We start from the raw sequence: 15,441 nt of genomic DNA, 5'->3' as shown, positions 1-15,441 counted from the left end.
ATTATTTGGTATCATTTTTGTCTACTGCCTAAAATTCTTTAAAACCATCTATTAGTCATGACATGTAAGCCATCATCAGTATAAGCCTCAATCACATCATTATCAACAACTAAAAGCAAATTATCCAAGTTTCCGGAAAACTGACGTGTCTCGACTTGACCAGAATCCCACTGACGTCGTTCAAATACTAAGACATTGCCACGCCTTTTCAAAATTGCATGTTCACCAAATTTAATTAACCAATCATCACTAGTGGGAATGCGATATTGACCAACATCAACACCATCAAAAACTTCTAAATTAGTCGTTTCGATAACTTCCGTAATTGGTTTTTGAATGAGTTCATTACTTGAATTAACATGTAATTCACGTGGTAAGCTCAACACATGCACCCATTGTTTTTCCTTAATAGTTGGTACTGCTTTTTCACGTTCAGGTGTCATCATACCAGCCCACCCCCACATAATGCGACGACCATCTGGTGCGATCATTGTTTGTGGTGCGTAGAATTCAAAGCCTTGGTCAACTTCTTTAAACTTTGTTTCTACTATAAAGCGTGCGGCTGATTCATCAAAATGACCAATAACATAACCAGTGTTATGAATATTTTCGTATTGATGCTTGAGTGGATCCGCTGATAACCCTTGTGGCGAAAACATCAAAATCTGTTTACCGTCCACTTCAATAAAACCTGGGCATTCCAACATATAACCACGTACATCCGGTAGTTGCTCTCCAAGTAACGAACCGCGGTAATCCCACGTCTTAAAGTCAACTGACTCGTAGACAATAATATCCCCAATTTTATCAGTATGTTGCGCACCTAAAATTAAGAAATAATGGCCATTTTTCCCTTGCCAGACCATCGGATCACGTACGTCTTTTGTAAAACCTTCTGGATGTGGAAATAATTCGCCCAGTTTTTCAAAATGAATGCCGTCATCGCTCACTGCCCACATCTGAGATGACTTAACACTATGTCCATCTTTATCACGCACGTTCCCTGTATAAAAAACATACAGTCGCTCATTACTTACAAAGGCAGCACCTGAATAAATACCCGCACTATCCAAATTATCAAGAGATGGCTTTAATGCTGTTTCAACACGTTGCCATGTTTTTAAATCATCTGAAACGAAATGTCCCCATTCCTTGTACTTGTGATTACAATCATATGGATTCCATTGATAAAATACATGGTATTGCCCTTTAAAGAATACTAAACCATTGGGGTCATTAAGTAATCCTGTTGTTGGATATAAATGATATTTTTCAAAAGCAACCTGATCATTTGTAACTAACATTAATTCTCCTTACGCTTGTGCGACAGTTTCATTTTCAAAACTTGCTTGAGGTACAGCTGTCATAATAACATCATCTGACAATACTGTAGTCCCATATTCTACATCTAAAGCAACATCCTCATAACTATTTGTATTCGTAACAACCACCATGGTTGTTACAGGATAGCCAGCTTCTGCAATAACTTTTTTATCAAAACTTCCTAGTAAATCACCTTTTTTAACTTGTTGGCCTTGGGTAACAAAACTTTCAAACCCTTTACCATCCAAATTAACTGTATCAATACCGACATGAATCAATACTTCCACACCATCGTTTGTTTGCAAACCATATGCATGTTTTGTAGCATAGGCAACCGTAATTTCACCATCTGCTGGTGCAAAAATTTGGTTCCCAGTCGGTTCAATAGCAACGCCTTTCCCCATCATACCACCGGAAAATACAGGGTCATTCACTGTTGCAATATCAATTAACTGCCCTTCAACTGGTGCACTGATACCAAATCCGTCAGCGTGTGGTGTCACAACATCTTTGCTGTTATCGACGTTAACATTATTTTCAGTTACTGGCATATGTGAACGACCATATACTAGTGTACCAATAAATGCTAAGGCAAAACTAATGGCAATGGCAACAAAGAATCCAAACCACTTATTTGCTGGAATGGCAATGAAACCAATTAATCCAGCAGGTCCAAGTGAAGAAGACATGACATGGAACAATCCCATTACCAAACTAGCGATACCTGATGAACCCAAGGCAATAAAGAAGGGGAACTTATATTTCAAATTGACTCCGAATAGCGCTGGTTCGGTAATACCAAGCATTGCAGAAGCACCAGCTGATGAAGCCAATGCACGTAACTTAGTGTTGCCTTTTGCCAAAAAGTATATTGCAAGAGTAGCAGCACCTTGTGCTACGTTTGCAGCGGCAGCGATTGGGAAAATAAAGTCACCGCCTGTTTTAGCAATATTGGCTAACAATTGCGTCTCAATAGCGGGGAAACTCTGATGTAATCCAGTGATAACAATTGCTGAATAGAATGAACCAAAGACACCATAACCAACAAAACCTAGTGTTGTAACTAACCATGTCAAACCATCAGTCATGCCGTTTGAAACAATACGTAGAGCTGGTCCAACGACGATGAAAGTGACAAAACCTGTGAGCAACATTGCTAACATAGGTGTGAATGTGAAATCAATGGCACCTTTCAAATGCTTATGAAAGAACTTTTCCAGTGTTGCCAAGATAAATGCCACACCAATAACTGGCAAAACTTGACCTTGATAACCTGCTTGCGCAACAGATAGTCCGAACAAATCCCATGTTGGCATTTTACCAGTAGCCACTGCTTCTGAAACGGCATAACCATTGATCAAATTTGGCATGACTAACATCATACCAGCGGCAGCACCCAAAATTTCACTACCACCAAAACGACGTGTTGCTGTAAATCCAATCAAGATTGGGAGAAAGGCAAATGGTGCAGATGCCATTAGATTAATCATCTGTGACAAGCCAGTAATCTGAGGGAACATTTGTACAAGAGACTGTGAGTTTGTACCAAACATCCCCTCACCTGTCAAAATGTTATTCAATGCCATCAAAAGACCACCGGCAACTAAAGCAGGAATTAATGGCACGAATATATCTGAAAGCACCTTAATCAAATCCATCACAGGATTTTTTTTGCCTGATTCCGCTGCGATTTTCTTCAAATCATCTGTTGATGCTTGTTTTGCGCCTGTTAACTTAACAAATTCATCATACACGCCATCAACATCACCAGGCCCAACAATAATTTGATATTGGCCATTGGCATTAAATGTTCCTTTAATATCTGGATCATCATCTAATGCAGCTTGGTTAATTTTTTTGACGTCTTTAACAACCAAACGTAAGCGCGTGGCACAATGGGCTGCAGCGATAATGTTTTCTTTACCAACCGCATCATTAACTCGTCTTGCTACTTCATTATACTTCATTGTCTTTTCCTACTCTTCCTAATAAACGAGAGAGACTATCTAATTTTTCAATAGATTGTCGTTATTGTGGAACCGGTTCTTTATTAACACTCTTATTGTAACCGCTTACAATATTAATTGCAAGCGTTTTTTGAAAACATATAACAACTTCTTTTGACATTTTCTGTTATTATTAAAAGTATGAATAAAAAAGTTACAATTGATGACATAGCTAGAATTGCTAATGTCGCCAAAAGCACGGTCTCTCGTTACCTTAATGGTGGCTCAGTTAGCGTGCATACACGTCAAAAAATTGATGCCATTGTTGATGAATACAATTACACCCCCAATATATTTGCACAAAGTTTAAAACAACAAACTAATCATACAATTGGTGTCATCGTGCCAAGACTTGATTCAATTGCACAATCTGATATGCTACGAGGACTTGATGAAGCAAATCAAGACGATACTTTCCTAATTATAAATGTCTATCAAGATGCACAACGTGAATTAGCTGCGATTGAAAAATTACAATCACAAAATGTCAGCGGCCTTATTATACTCACTGCTAACTTGACAGATGAAATTCGATCAGTACTCGCTGATTCTAAATTACCAATTGTTATTCAAGGACAAGATGAACCAGGATTCAACCGTGTCATTATGAATGATCTTGAGGCTGGCTACACAGTTGGCAACTACATTCACGAATTAACACCCAAAAACGTTTTACTACTGACAATTGATTCTACGTTAGATTATGCTGTTGGACATGATCGCTTTGTTGGCATTCGTTCAGCTTTAAAAAACATACCACACAAAGAGATTATCACTGGTTTCAAAATGGACGTTGCTAAACAAGCGACACGTGAAATTATGACTAATGAAAATTTTGACTTGATTATCGGGGCAACGGATCGCGTTGTCGTTGGTGCGATGCAATCTGCTTTCAGTTTACACCAACATCCAAGATATATTGGGTTTGGACAATCGTTTTTTAGCGAGACAGTTTCACCAAACCTGACTAGCTTTGAATTTAGTTATTTTGAAACTGGCAAACAACTTTATCACTTATTTCAAAAAATTCGCCAGAAAAATACAGGAAAAGTTGAACGCATCGTCATTGATGGTAAATTAGTCGTTCGTGATTCAACACCATTACTCTAAAAAAGGCACCAACCTCTGTTTTATAACAGAAGTTAGTGCCTTTTTTATACGTCTATTAATTACTATTACTTATCACTGTTTAAAACACCACCAACTGCGTAGTGATCCTTTGGCATCTCACGCAATATTACGTGGACAGCGTCACGTGATGCACCTGCATCTGTCACAATGACATCAGTGATATCCTTGACCAGTTTAGCAAGTTGTTCGTGTGTTCGACCTTCTAATAATTCGACTTGTACAATAGGCATTTTTACTTTCTCTCTTCCTGACTACTTAGTGTGTCATCATCTTCTAACTTATCAAGCTGTGATTCTAATTGCTTTTCAGCTTCAATTTGTGCTTCAATTGTTTCAAGTTTTGGCACTGCAACAGCATGTCTCATTTGTAATTGTCGATCTGCATCGAAAAATTCTCCTGAGACGCTTACCGTACTTAATAGGTTGATAAATGCTTTTGGATCTGTTCGATGAACAATTTCTTGCATTTCAACCAATTCATAGCGTGATAATACCATCATTAGTGTACTTGAATCGCGTTTTGTATACGCACCCTTTGACGGTAAAATTGTAATACCTCTGATTAAATCTCTATGTAACGCCTCCACGACGTCATCACCATTTGATGTAACAATCAAAGCTGTAAGCTTTTGATAGCCTGTATAAAGTGCATCAATCGCACGACCCGTAGCATAAATACCAATCAACGTAAATAACGCATTTTGCCAACCAATAAATGTACCGGCAATAATTACAACTATGAAATTAATACCATTCATCAGGGCACCGATTGATCTTCCGGTACGCTTTTGGACAACCATAGCAACAATATCCATACCACCGGTTGAAAAACCATAACGTAACGCTAAGCCGATTGAAACACCCAACAACAAACCACCAAATAAGGATGCTAATAACGGTTCTGTCGTTAATGCCTGTGTGGGCGCTACAATTTGAACAATTGATACGGTAATGGCATTCAAAAAGCTCAAAATAGTAAATCGACCACCAATGAGTTTCCAACCAATAATTCCAATAGGAATATTGAAAATCATCAGAAACATTCCAGGCTGCAAGCCAATGTGGAATACATTTTCAAACAATATAGATAATAGCTGAGCTATACCATTAAAGCCACTGGAAAAAACTTTATTAGGAATTAAAAATGCATTCAATGCTAACACTTGAATCACAGTGCTTGCAAGAAATACGGCGGCAATTAATAAAACCTTACGCCAATTAATTGTAATTTTTTTCATATCAACAATACTCCTAAAGCAAATAAAATACTCCCCTTATCATAACAAAAAAGCTACAAAATGTCGTGGCTTTTAGTGAACTATCATATTTGATTAATTAGTGTTGTTGATTTAGTGATTAATAGTTTTCAAAATATGCATCTGTTTCCCATTTTGAAACAAACTGACGATATGATGTATACTCAATTTTTTTGGCTTCAATAAATTTATCAACAATGTGATTCCCAATTGCTGACGTAATTGTATCATCAATGGCTAACTCGCGAACCGCATCAAGTAGCGTATCAGGCAAATCAGTAATACCAGCTTTTGTGCGTTCAGTTTCATCCATGAGATAAATGTTTTTGTCAACTGATGCTAACGGCTCAAGCTCATTTTTAATACCATCCAAGCCAGAGGCCAAAATCGCAGCTAAAGTTGTATATGGGTTAGCTGTTGGGTCAACTGATCGTAATTCTAAACGTGTTGACTTACCCCGAGAAGCTGGGACACGAACCATTGGTGAGCGATTTGATGCAGACCATGCAACATAAACCGGTGCCTCAAATCCAGGAGTCAATCGCTTATACGAATTAACTGTTGGGTTTGCTAATGCTGTAAATGCTGTTGCATGTGACAATAGACCACCCAAAAAATTATAAGCTGTCTTTGACAATCCCATTTCATCAGATGTATCTTCAAAAGCATTTTCCGAATCACGGAACAAAGACATATTTGTATGCATACCTGAACCATTAATACCAGCTACTGGTTTTGGCATAAACGTTGCATAATAACCATTTTTACGTGCGATCGTTTTAACGACCAACTTAAAAGTCTGAATATTATCGGCAGCTTCCAAGGCAGATGCATACTTGAAATCAACTTCATGTTGCCCTTCGGCAACCTCATGGTGAGCGGCTTCAATTTCGAATCCCATTTTTTCTAATGTTAGAACAATTTCACGACGAACGTTTTCACCTTTATCGTGAGGTGCCAAATCAAAATAGCCACCCTTGTCATTCAACTCAGTTGTTGGATTACCATTGGCATCTAACTTGAAAAGGAAGAATTCAGGTTCTGTACCTACATTAAATGCTGAAAATCCAGCTTCTTTAGCTTGATCCAAAACTTGACGTAATGCATGACGCGGATCACCAGCAAATGGCTCACGATCTGATGTATATACGTCAGCAATTAACCGGGCAACTTTTCCGCCATGCGCATCTGTTGCCCATGGGAAAATCATAAACGTTGATAAGTCAGGATACAAATACATATCTGATTCATTGATACGAACAAATCCTTCAATAGATGAGCCGTCAAACATCAAATTATTATTTAGTAGTTTATCCAACTGTGACGTTGGTACTTCCACATTCTTAATTGCACCAAGAACATCTGTGAATGTCACGCGAATAAATTCGACATTTTCATCCACAACAATTTGGTTGATTTCTTCTTTAGTATATGACTTTCGTGCCATGAGTTCCCCTTCTTTTTATAAAACCTGTAAGACATCCACTACTTTGATCAACGACTGAAACGACCAATTTGAGCAAATTCTTTCTGTAATGATCGTCGTAGTGCTGAATCCGAATCCTGTTTTCCAACTGCTTTACGATGTTGTTTTGCGAAAATTTCCTGAATATCTTTTATCGAATCCCCTGCATCTAAAAAGTCTTTAATTTCAAGTAAACGATCAATATCATTTAATGAAAAGCGGCGTTGTCCGCCATTACCACGCGCAGGATTGACCAGTTGATGTTGCTCATAATAACGAATCTGACGATCCGTTAATAATGTAAGCTCACGAACTGTGCCAATGGGTAAGATCGCTAAATTTCTTCTCAGTTCACGTTCGCTCATTTCACAACCTCCGCTAACATACTTTTATTTTAATTGATATTTAACAGTTTTGCGAATATGTGTTAGGTTTTATGACATGGAGGTGATATGCACTTGATTATTTTAAAAATAACATTTATTTAGCATCATACCATGTATTACCGTAATGACTTTCAACACGCATAGGTACATCCAAAACCACAGCTGAGTCCATTACAGTAGTCACTAATTCAGTCAGTTCCTCAATCTCGTCAATTGGTGCTTCAAATATTAATTCATCGTGAACTTGTAGTAACATACGTGCTTTCATATTGTTATTTTTTATAGCATCAGCTACTTTAATCATGGCTATTTTTATAATATCTGCTGCTGATCCTTGAATTGGTGAATTCATTGCAGTCCGTTCTGCAAAGCTACGCAAATTAAAATTTTTTGAGCCTATATCTGGTAGATAGCGGCGACGCTTAGCAATTGTTTCAACATATCCTTTTTCGTGCGCTGTTTCTTTAATTTTTGACATCCACTCATGAATTTGAGGAAATTCCTTAAAATATGTTTCAATAAAACGCTTTGCTTCAGCCCTTGAAATACCTAAATTGTTTGCTAATCCAAAGTCAGAAATACCGTAGACAATACCAAAATTAACAGCTTTTGCAGTACGACGCATTAATGGATCAACGACACCATCATTATCCAATCCAAAAACTGCACGAGCAGTTTCTGCATGAATATCTTCACCATTCAAAAATGCCCTTTGCATATTTGCGTCACCAGTCATGTGAGCTAAAACTCGAAGTTCAATTTGCGAATAATCCGCTCCAAATATTTGCCAATTGGGTTGACTTGGTACAAAAGCTGTACGAATTTGTCGACCTGCTTCGGTACGCATTGGAATATTTTGTAAATTTGGATCAACAGAAGATAGTCTGCCAGTTTGCGTTAAAGTTTGTAAATAACGTGTGTGAATTTTACTATCTTTTTCGTGAACCACTGCTAATAAACCTTCAATATAGGTTGATTTTAATTTAGCTAATTGCCGATACTGCAAAATATAATCAACTATTGGTGCCTGCGATGCCAGTTTCTCTAAAACATCAACAGCCGTAGAATAACCTGTCTTTGTTCGCTTAATCACTGGTAATCCCATTTTTTCAAAAAGAAGGACACCCAATTGTTTTGGAGAATTAATATTAAACTGCTCCCCAGCCTCAGTGTAGATAGCAGCCTCTAGAGTATGAATTTTCTCCTCTAAATCATCCCCGATATCACGTAACCGCTGCTGATTAATTTTGATACCTCTAAATTCCATTTCAGCGAGTACTTTTGCTAAAGGAAACTCTATTTCTGTATATAAGTGTGTCTGTTCATGTGCTTGTAGTGCATCAAAAGCAGGTTCTTCAAGTTGCATTAAAAGATCAGCCTTGTGTGCCAAATGTACCAACACACGTGCAGTATCTTCAGGTATTGCAAACTTTGCACCTTTACCGTAAACTTCTTCATCAGGTAGTAAGTAAAAGTCAAAACGTTGTGCCAATGTTGACAACTCGTTATCATTATCAGTTGTATCAAGCAAATAGGCAGCTAACAAAAAATCAAACTTTGTACCCTTTAAATCTAACCCAAGACGTTTAAACAAAATAATTTGAGCCTTTAAGTTAAACACATTTTTAGTAATTGATTCATTCTCAATCACTGCTTTTAATTCTGGTTTTTGTAACAAAGTTAAGTCACGACTGCCATAATAGCCTGTTGTTTGGTTACCAATAACAAAACCGATCATGGCATCATTATGATAATTTGGACCAGCAACCTCAATATGAATTGCGATTTTGCCACTCAACATAGAGACTGCCTGCAAATTTTCTTCCTGAAGCGTAACCACATTAATAGACTTTTCATCTGTATTCTGGTTACCAGCAATTTGTCCTGACTTTTGCAGTGCCTTAATTTTAGCAAGTTGCTGCTTAAAATCTAATTCTTCATAAAACGTCACTAGTTTATCAAAATCAATACCACGAAATTCTATTTCTTCAAGTGGTAAATCTAACGTAGCCTCAGTTAAAATGGTCGCTAATTGTTTCGCACGAAAAGCTGATTGACGGTCATTTATCAAATTATCTTTCATTTTCGATTGTTTCATATCTGCAATATTTTCATACAAATTATGAATATCATGATACTCTGCTAGCAATTTTAAAGCGGTTTTTTCACCAACTTTAGTAACTCCTGGGTAGTTGTCTGAGGTATCCCCAGTCAACGCCTTTTTTTCAATAATTTGCAAAGGTGTGATCCCAAACTTTTCCATAATATACTCTGGCGTGTAACGTTCGATTTCTGTAACACCTTTTTTTGTAACATTTACCGTGATATTTTCCGTGGCTAACTGTGTTAAATCTTGATCCCCTGTTACAATTATGACGTTATATCCCGCTTGTTCACCAAGCCGAGAAAATGTGCCAATAATATCATCTGCTTCCAGACCTGCCTGCTCATAATTTCGTAAACCGTGTAACGCCACCATTTCACGTAAATATGGGAATTGCTCTACAAACTCAGCCGGTGCTTTTGATCGACCATCTTTGTATTCAGGATACAAATTACCACGAAATGTATCTTTTCCAGAGGCTGCATCCCAAGCTACTAAAGCTAAATCAGGTTGCATTGGCTCAACAATTTTGTCCAAAAAATTATTGAACGCGACCAACGCGTTTGTGTGCAATCCTTTATGTGAAATCATACGGTCAAGCTGATTATACATCGCATAAAAAGCCCGAAACGCAAGTGAATTACCATCAATTAAAAGTAGTTTTTTTGTCATTTTATAGTCCTTTATCTATCTTCTAGTGTAACAAAAAAACAGCCCTGAGGCTGTTAAATTTAACTATATTCAAAACTTAATCTCTTGTTCCACCGGTAACACCAAAAATTCTGATAAGAGCAAAGAACAAGTTGATGAAATCAAGATACAAACGCAAGGCACCGTTTACTGCTAATCCTGTCGTATCTGCTTGACCTGCAAATTGACTGTACATTAGCTTCAAATTTTGATTATCATAAGCTGTATATAATGAGAATACAAACACACTTGCAACTGAAACTAACAAGGAAACAATCCCATTATAGAATATCAAATTCACAATCATTGCAACCAACAAACCAATTAGCAATCCAAAAAGTATTGATCCCAAACCAGTCAAATCACGCTTCGTAAATGTGCCATATGCTGCCATTGCACCGAAAACAGCGGCAGCTGATACAAACGCCATTGCGACTGAAGCACCAGTATAAATTGCTAAGAGTAACCCAAGAGTTAACCCTTCAACAACTGCAAAAGCCATCAACAATCCAAATGCCCTTGCTGGGTTTTTAAATGTTGCACGACTAATCATTGTTATAATTAGAAGTTGAATACCAATGAGGGCCAGTGCGCCAATAAAATTACCGGCAATTAAACTAACAATTTGTGGCAAGAAAAACTGTTTTACAATAAATCCTGTTATTGCCGTCACCAATACAGCAATTCCCATAAAACTATATGTTTGCTTGAAAAAGGCACGCATGCCTTCATCCATACCCGTCACATCACGACGCGTATTAATATTAAAATTATCCATTTGAGTCTCCTCGCATTACATTTATTCCCCAGTTGTTTCTTCGAGTATGTTACAACATCACTCCAGTTACCATCTCTGGTTATAGTTAATTATACCAGAGAGTACATTAAAAATATATTAAAACAATGTTGTTAATATAACACTTAAAAAATATAATTACTGTAAATCAGTTCGCAATTGTCCCAGCAATTTTTCATAAGCAAATTCATACTTTTCAATATCACCGGCTCCCATAAACACCATCACGGCATTTTCATATGGCATTAACAAACTCATGTTATCTTCTTCGATAATACCACCAAATTTACTAATCTCATCACCAATTTCGGCAGAAGTAACTGCACCAGCCTTCTCGCGAGCAGAACCAAAAATATTTGCTAAATAAACTTTATCTGCTGCTTCTAAGCTTTTAGCAAATTCATCCTTGTACGCAATAACACGTGAATAGGTATGTGGTTGGAATATTGCGATGATTTGCTTGTTTGGATATTTTTGACGAGCAGCATCAAGCGTCGCATCAATTTCTGTTGGATGATGAGCATAATCATCAATTACTGTAATATCAGCAATTTGCTTTTCACTAAAGCGTCGTTTAACGCCCTGATAAGTCATTAGATACTCACGAATTAAGTCTAAATCCACTTTTTCTATATAAGCCACTGCAATAACAGCTAACGCATTTAAAATACTATGTTGTCCAAATAGTGGGACCGAAAATTCTCCTAGCGTTTCGCCACGGAAAACTACATTAAAATGTGATCCTTGAGTTGACTTGCGAATATTTGTTGCAACAAAATCATCTTTTTCAGGATTAGTACCATAATAATAAACATCTGCTTGAGGTTTTAAGGCACGTAAATGAACGTCGTCTCCCCAAGCAAAAATAGCTTTTTTTACATGATTAGCAAAATCAGAAAATGCATTTGTTACATCTTCAATGCCTTTATAATAATCAGGATGATCAAAATCAATATTGGTTAAAATAGCGTAATCTGGTGCATAATCCTTAAAATGACGGCGATATTCATCAGCTTCAACAACAAAAAACTGCGAGTTAGGTACGCCACGGCCTGTACCATCCCCAATTAAATAAGAAGTTGGGGCAATGTTTTTTAATACATGCGCTAGCAGTCCTGTAGTAGAAGTTTTACCATGAGCTCCGGCAACAGCAATTGAAGTTGTTTGCATAATTTGTTCTTGAACCGCATCAGGATAAGAAATCATTGTAACCTGCAACTTTAACGCACGAGCAACCTCAACTTGATCATCAGAAAATGCATTCCCACGCACAAAAATAGCATCGCGATAATCATCAACATTTTTTTCAGAAAAAGGTAGTATTTTAATGCCAGCCGCTTCTAGTGGCGCCTGCGTATAAGTATAATTATCAATATCTGAACCAAGCACAGTATTTCCTTGGTCGTGTAAAATTTGAGCCAATGGCCCCATGCCAGTTCCTTTAATACCAATAAAATAATATGTTTTAGACATTATTTCCCCTCATTTATAAAAGTAAAGTATTGTAACTCACCTTTACGTAACTCAAAAATCAAATTTTTGTATTTCGTATTCTCATCATTTAACATACGATAAATACGTGGTTTATTTTTCAATTTATCTTGTACTAACATTTTAATAATTAATATCTACTAGTCCCTTGACGTATAAATCTTGCGCCTTTTGAAAATCAAATGGCTGTCCAATTTCACCAAAATCTTCTGGTAAGACCAGTGCACCAGGTTTTTCAGGTGCCTGCGGTAAGCCCAATTCACGTCCTGAAACGATCATGCCACTCGAAGCAACACCGCGTAATGCACCATCCCAAATTATCGCGCCTGACGGCATCATTGTCCCAGGTTGTGCAACAACAACTTTAATGTTTTCTCTCATATTTGGCGAACCAGAAACAATTTGTAATAGTTTACCATCATTTACTTCAGTTTGTGTAACAAACAAATGGTCGGAATCAGGGTGCCCAACCATATTTTTAACACGCCCAACCACTAATTTTGATGGTTGTTCAGTCAAAACGTCGTCAAATTGGGCAGCATTAATAACATTATTAATTATATTAATCTGGCTACTATTTAAATAAACTTGTCCATTTTGCGCACTCAGGTCTAGGTCTTTACCAACGCCAGAAATATTAAATCCTGTAGTTTCGTTTGTGTCAGCATTTTGAATGCGTGTTACTTGGCCGACTGTTGTAACGTTTTGTTTGTCTGCATTAGGTGCTAAAACAATCATCAGAATGTCACCAAACGCTTTTAAATTATATATTGCGATCATTATTTAATCCTTAACTAAATTCTGTTATTTTGCCAACTGAAACGATACAAAAAAGCCGCAATTGCGGCCCGCATTATGACTTACTATCCAGATATGATAGAAGCAACTTAGCTGAAGCTTTTCCAGCTGCAACCACATACTCATCGAAGTCAACATCAGAATCACCATCTGCTAAGTCTGATACGCCACGTAAAACAATGAATGGTGTATTGAATTGGTACGCTACTTGCGCAACTGCCGCTGCTTCCATTTCAGCAAGTAATGCATCAGGAAAATGCAATAAGATTGCTTTTTTGGCATCAGCTTGGACAAATTGATCGCCTGAAACAATCAATCCTTCTCGTACTTTTGTTAGCTGTTTAAAATCTTCTATTACCTGCTTATCAGCTTCATAATATAAGGGTCTATTAGGTAGTTGACCAAACTCATAACCAAAAGCGGTAACGTCAACATCAGAATAAGCAACACGTGTTCCAATTACCTCATCCCCAATTTTTAAATCAGGATCTAGTGCACCTGCAGAACCAGTATTAACAACTAAATCAGGTGTGAAGTTATCAATCATAACTGTTGTTGCTGCCGCAGCAGCAACTTTACCAATACCTGATTCAGTTAAAATAACTTCGTGCCCCTTGTATTGACCAGTTGTAATTTCAGTGCCGCCATGTTGCTTTGTAACTGTGTTCTCCAAAGCAGCAATTAAAGCAACTTTTTCTTCCGCCATTGGCGTAATAATTCCAATTTTCATAATGTAATTGCTAACAAATTTTTATCATCTTATTTAGAAAACGATTGTCTGTCACATTTGAACAAAACTAGCGTATCTAATAACTAAAATTCACTAACATATCTCCTTTCAATTTAGCACTGCTGATATTTCTTCACGTTTGCAAAACTAATTAACAACGAAAAAAAATACGTAAGTCGCCACAATCAGTAATAATAGCATCCCAATTAATAAATTATAACGATGGGTAAGCCGCTTTGACTTACCTACTGCTGTTAATTTGCCATCCGATCCAAGCTCGTAACGCCCCTTACGTGTCAATCGCATTTCTTCACGTGTTTCTGGTGCCACGATGGTTACTTGTTGTGGATGTAACTTCGCATAATTTTTTTCAACACGATTACGTTCTTTTTCGCGCTCTTTTTGAGCTTTTTTTGCTGCGCGACGTGATAATTCCTCAGACATACTAACCTCTCAAATATGACCAATACAAAAAAGCTAGAACTGTTTTTTGATCGTTAAGCTTACCTTCGTCGAATAAAGACTTCATTTCATCAAATGATACTGTTATGAGATCTAATGATTCACCCAAATCACGTGGTAACTGTTCTTCTACCTCTACTGGTTTAAGATTTTTCGCAATGAAGATGTGCATATAAGCATCAGAAAACCCAACTGTCTCAAAAAAACCAACCACTCGTTTAATTGACCCAGCAGTCATACGTAATTCTTCATTGAGCTCACGCTCAACTGCATGTTCAGGTCGATCAAAATCTCGATCATCGAGTTTACCAGCTGGTATTTCCAGAATAAAATCCCCAATGGTTGCGCGATATTGTTTTTCTAAAATGATGTGATTGTCATCGACAAAAGGCAAAATTGCAATCGCTGGAACATGTCTAACAACGTCGCGCTTGGATTGGCGACCATTATATAAAACAACGTCCTGTGTTTCCACACTAAAAATTGGTCCTTCGTAGACAATTTTTGAACTGATAATTTTTTCCCGTTCAGCCATTACACATCAGCCGCTTTTTTCATAATTGGATGTACTTGCGCGGCTTGATAATTCTTAAAACCTTGAACAAGCACATAGTTTACCTTCTCACCTTGATTGAGCGACTTAAAGCCGTCCATATCAATGCCATTAAAGTGAACAAATACATCATCGCCACCTTCATCAGGAGTTATGTAGCCATAGCCACGTTCTTTTTGCCAAATTTTTACTGTTCCTATTTTCATATTCCCATTATATCAAAAAAAATGCCGATAATGTAGATTTCTATC

The 15,441-nt window shown here is 37.3% G+C and carries 16 protein-coding genes; 1 reads left to right on the top strand and 15 read right to left on the bottom strand.

All coding sequences use genetic code 11. From position 1 onward, the window contains the following. Positions 1-38: 38 nt before the first annotated feature. Positions 39-1,304, bottom strand: a complete 1,266-nt coding sequence (locus K5Q13_RS01235) for a glycoside hydrolase family 32 protein (RefSeq protein ID WP_220739034.1) — start codon at positions 1,302-1,304, stop codon at positions 39-41. A 9-nt stretch (positions 1,305-1,313) separates the two neighbouring features. Next, positions 1,314-3,290, bottom strand: a complete 1,977-nt coding sequence (locus K5Q13_RS01230) for a sucrose-specific PTS transporter subunit IIBC (protein WP_220739032.1) — start codon at positions 3,288-3,290, stop codon at positions 1,314-1,316. Between the two features lie 180 nt (positions 3,291-3,470). Here K5Q13_RS01230 and K5Q13_RS01225 point away from each other — a divergent pair, with 180 nt between their 5' ends. Beyond that, the gene (locus K5Q13_RS01225; RefSeq protein WP_220739030.1) at positions 3,471-4,439 is read left to right on the top strand and encodes a LacI family DNA-binding transcriptional regulator; all 969 of its coding nucleotides are present in this window, start codon (positions 3,471-3,473) and stop codon (positions 4,437-4,439) included. 65 nt (positions 4,440-4,504) lie between these two features. Here the strand turns inward: K5Q13_RS01225 and thmT are convergent, their stop codons facing one another. From thmT to K5Q13_RS01165, 13 genes are all read right to left on the bottom strand, one after another. After that, on the bottom strand, positions 4,505-4,690 hold the full coding sequence (gene thmT / locus K5Q13_RS01220) for a 2-hydroxymuconate tautomerase (RefSeq protein WP_220739028.1): 186 nt from the start codon (positions 4,688-4,690) through the stop codon (positions 4,505-4,507). 2 nt (positions 4,691-4,692) lie between these two features. Continuing rightward, complete coding sequence (locus K5Q13_RS01215; protein ID WP_220739026.1) at positions 4,693-5,697, bottom strand: YitT family protein; 1,005 nt, start codon at positions 5,695-5,697, stop codon at positions 4,693-4,695. A gap of 118 nt (positions 5,698-5,815) precedes the next feature. Then, positions 5,816-7,162 carry a type I glutamate--ammonia ligase gene (gene glnA, locus K5Q13_RS01210; RefSeq protein WP_220739025.1) on the bottom strand — a complete coding sequence of 449 codons (1,347 nt, stop codon included), beginning with the start codon at positions 7,160-7,162 and terminating at the stop codon, positions 5,816-5,818. A gap of 47 nt (positions 7,163-7,209) precedes the next feature. Further along, positions 7,210-7,545, bottom strand: coding sequence for a MerR family transcriptional regulator (locus K5Q13_RS01205; protein WP_220739022.1), 336 nt, complete (start codon positions 7,543-7,545; stop codon positions 7,210-7,212). A 115-nt stretch (positions 7,546-7,660) separates the two neighbouring features. Next, positions 7,661-10,342 carry a DNA polymerase I gene (gene polA, locus K5Q13_RS01200; protein ID WP_220739020.1) on the bottom strand — a complete coding sequence of 894 codons (2,682 nt, stop codon included), beginning with the start codon at positions 10,340-10,342 and terminating at the stop codon, positions 7,661-7,663. Between the two features lie 76 nt (positions 10,343-10,418). Then, positions 10,419-11,138, bottom strand: coding sequence for a Bax inhibitor-1/YccA family protein (locus K5Q13_RS01195; RefSeq protein WP_220739018.1), 720 nt, complete (start codon positions 11,136-11,138; stop codon positions 10,419-10,421). A 156-nt stretch (positions 11,139-11,294) separates the two neighbouring features. Then, a complete protein-coding gene (gene murC, locus K5Q13_RS01190) occupies positions 11,295-12,629 on the bottom strand; it encodes a UDP-N-acetylmuramate--L-alanine ligase (protein WP_220739016.1) in 1,335 nt (444 codons plus the stop codon). After that, positions 12,629-12,769: a UDP-N-acetylmuramate--alanine ligase gene (locus K5Q13_RS09515; protein WP_246574098.1), complete on the bottom strand. Its 141-nt coding sequence runs from the start codon at positions 12,767-12,769 to the stop codon at positions 12,629-12,631. Before K5Q13_RS09515 ends, murC begins: the two co-directional genes overlap by 1 nt. A 1-nt stretch (position 12,770) precedes the next feature. Next, positions 12,771-13,427: a YtpR family tRNA-binding protein gene (gene ytpR / locus K5Q13_RS01185; RefSeq protein WP_220739014.1), complete on the bottom strand. Its 657-nt coding sequence runs from the start codon at positions 13,425-13,427 to the stop codon at positions 12,771-12,773. Between the two features lie 73 nt (positions 13,428-13,500). After that, the gene (locus K5Q13_RS01180) at positions 13,501-14,175 is read right to left on the bottom strand and encodes a 5'-methylthioadenosine/adenosylhomocysteine nucleosidase (protein WP_220739012.1); all 675 of its coding nucleotides are present in this window, start codon (positions 14,173-14,175) and stop codon (positions 13,501-13,503) included. Between the two features lie 147 nt (positions 14,176-14,322). Continuing rightward, complete coding sequence (locus K5Q13_RS01175; RefSeq protein ID WP_220739010.1) at positions 14,323-14,619, bottom strand: hypothetical protein; 297 nt, start codon at positions 14,617-14,619, stop codon at positions 14,323-14,325. A gap of 1 nt (position 14,620) precedes the next feature. Continuing rightward, positions 14,621-15,172 carry an NUDIX hydrolase gene (locus K5Q13_RS01170; RefSeq protein WP_220739008.1) on the bottom strand — a complete coding sequence of 184 codons (552 nt, stop codon included), beginning with the start codon at positions 15,170-15,172 and terminating at the stop codon, positions 14,621-14,623. Beyond that, entirely contained in the window at positions 15,172-15,396 is a 225-nt protein-coding gene (locus K5Q13_RS01165; protein WP_220739006.1) for a cold-shock protein, read from the bottom strand. Before K5Q13_RS01165 ends, K5Q13_RS01170 begins: the two co-directional genes overlap by 1 nt. Positions 15,397-15,441 lie beyond the last annotated feature (45 nt).

It is taken from the genome of Leuconostoc miyukkimchii, from assembly GCF_019656055.1.
In the GTDB taxonomy this organism is placed as follows: Bacteria; Bacillota; Bacilli; order Lactobacillales; family Lactobacillaceae; genus Leuconostoc; species Leuconostoc miyukkimchii.
The sequence above is the reverse complement of the archived record's forward strand: the minus strand, read 5'-3'. Positions and strand labels throughout refer to the sequence as shown.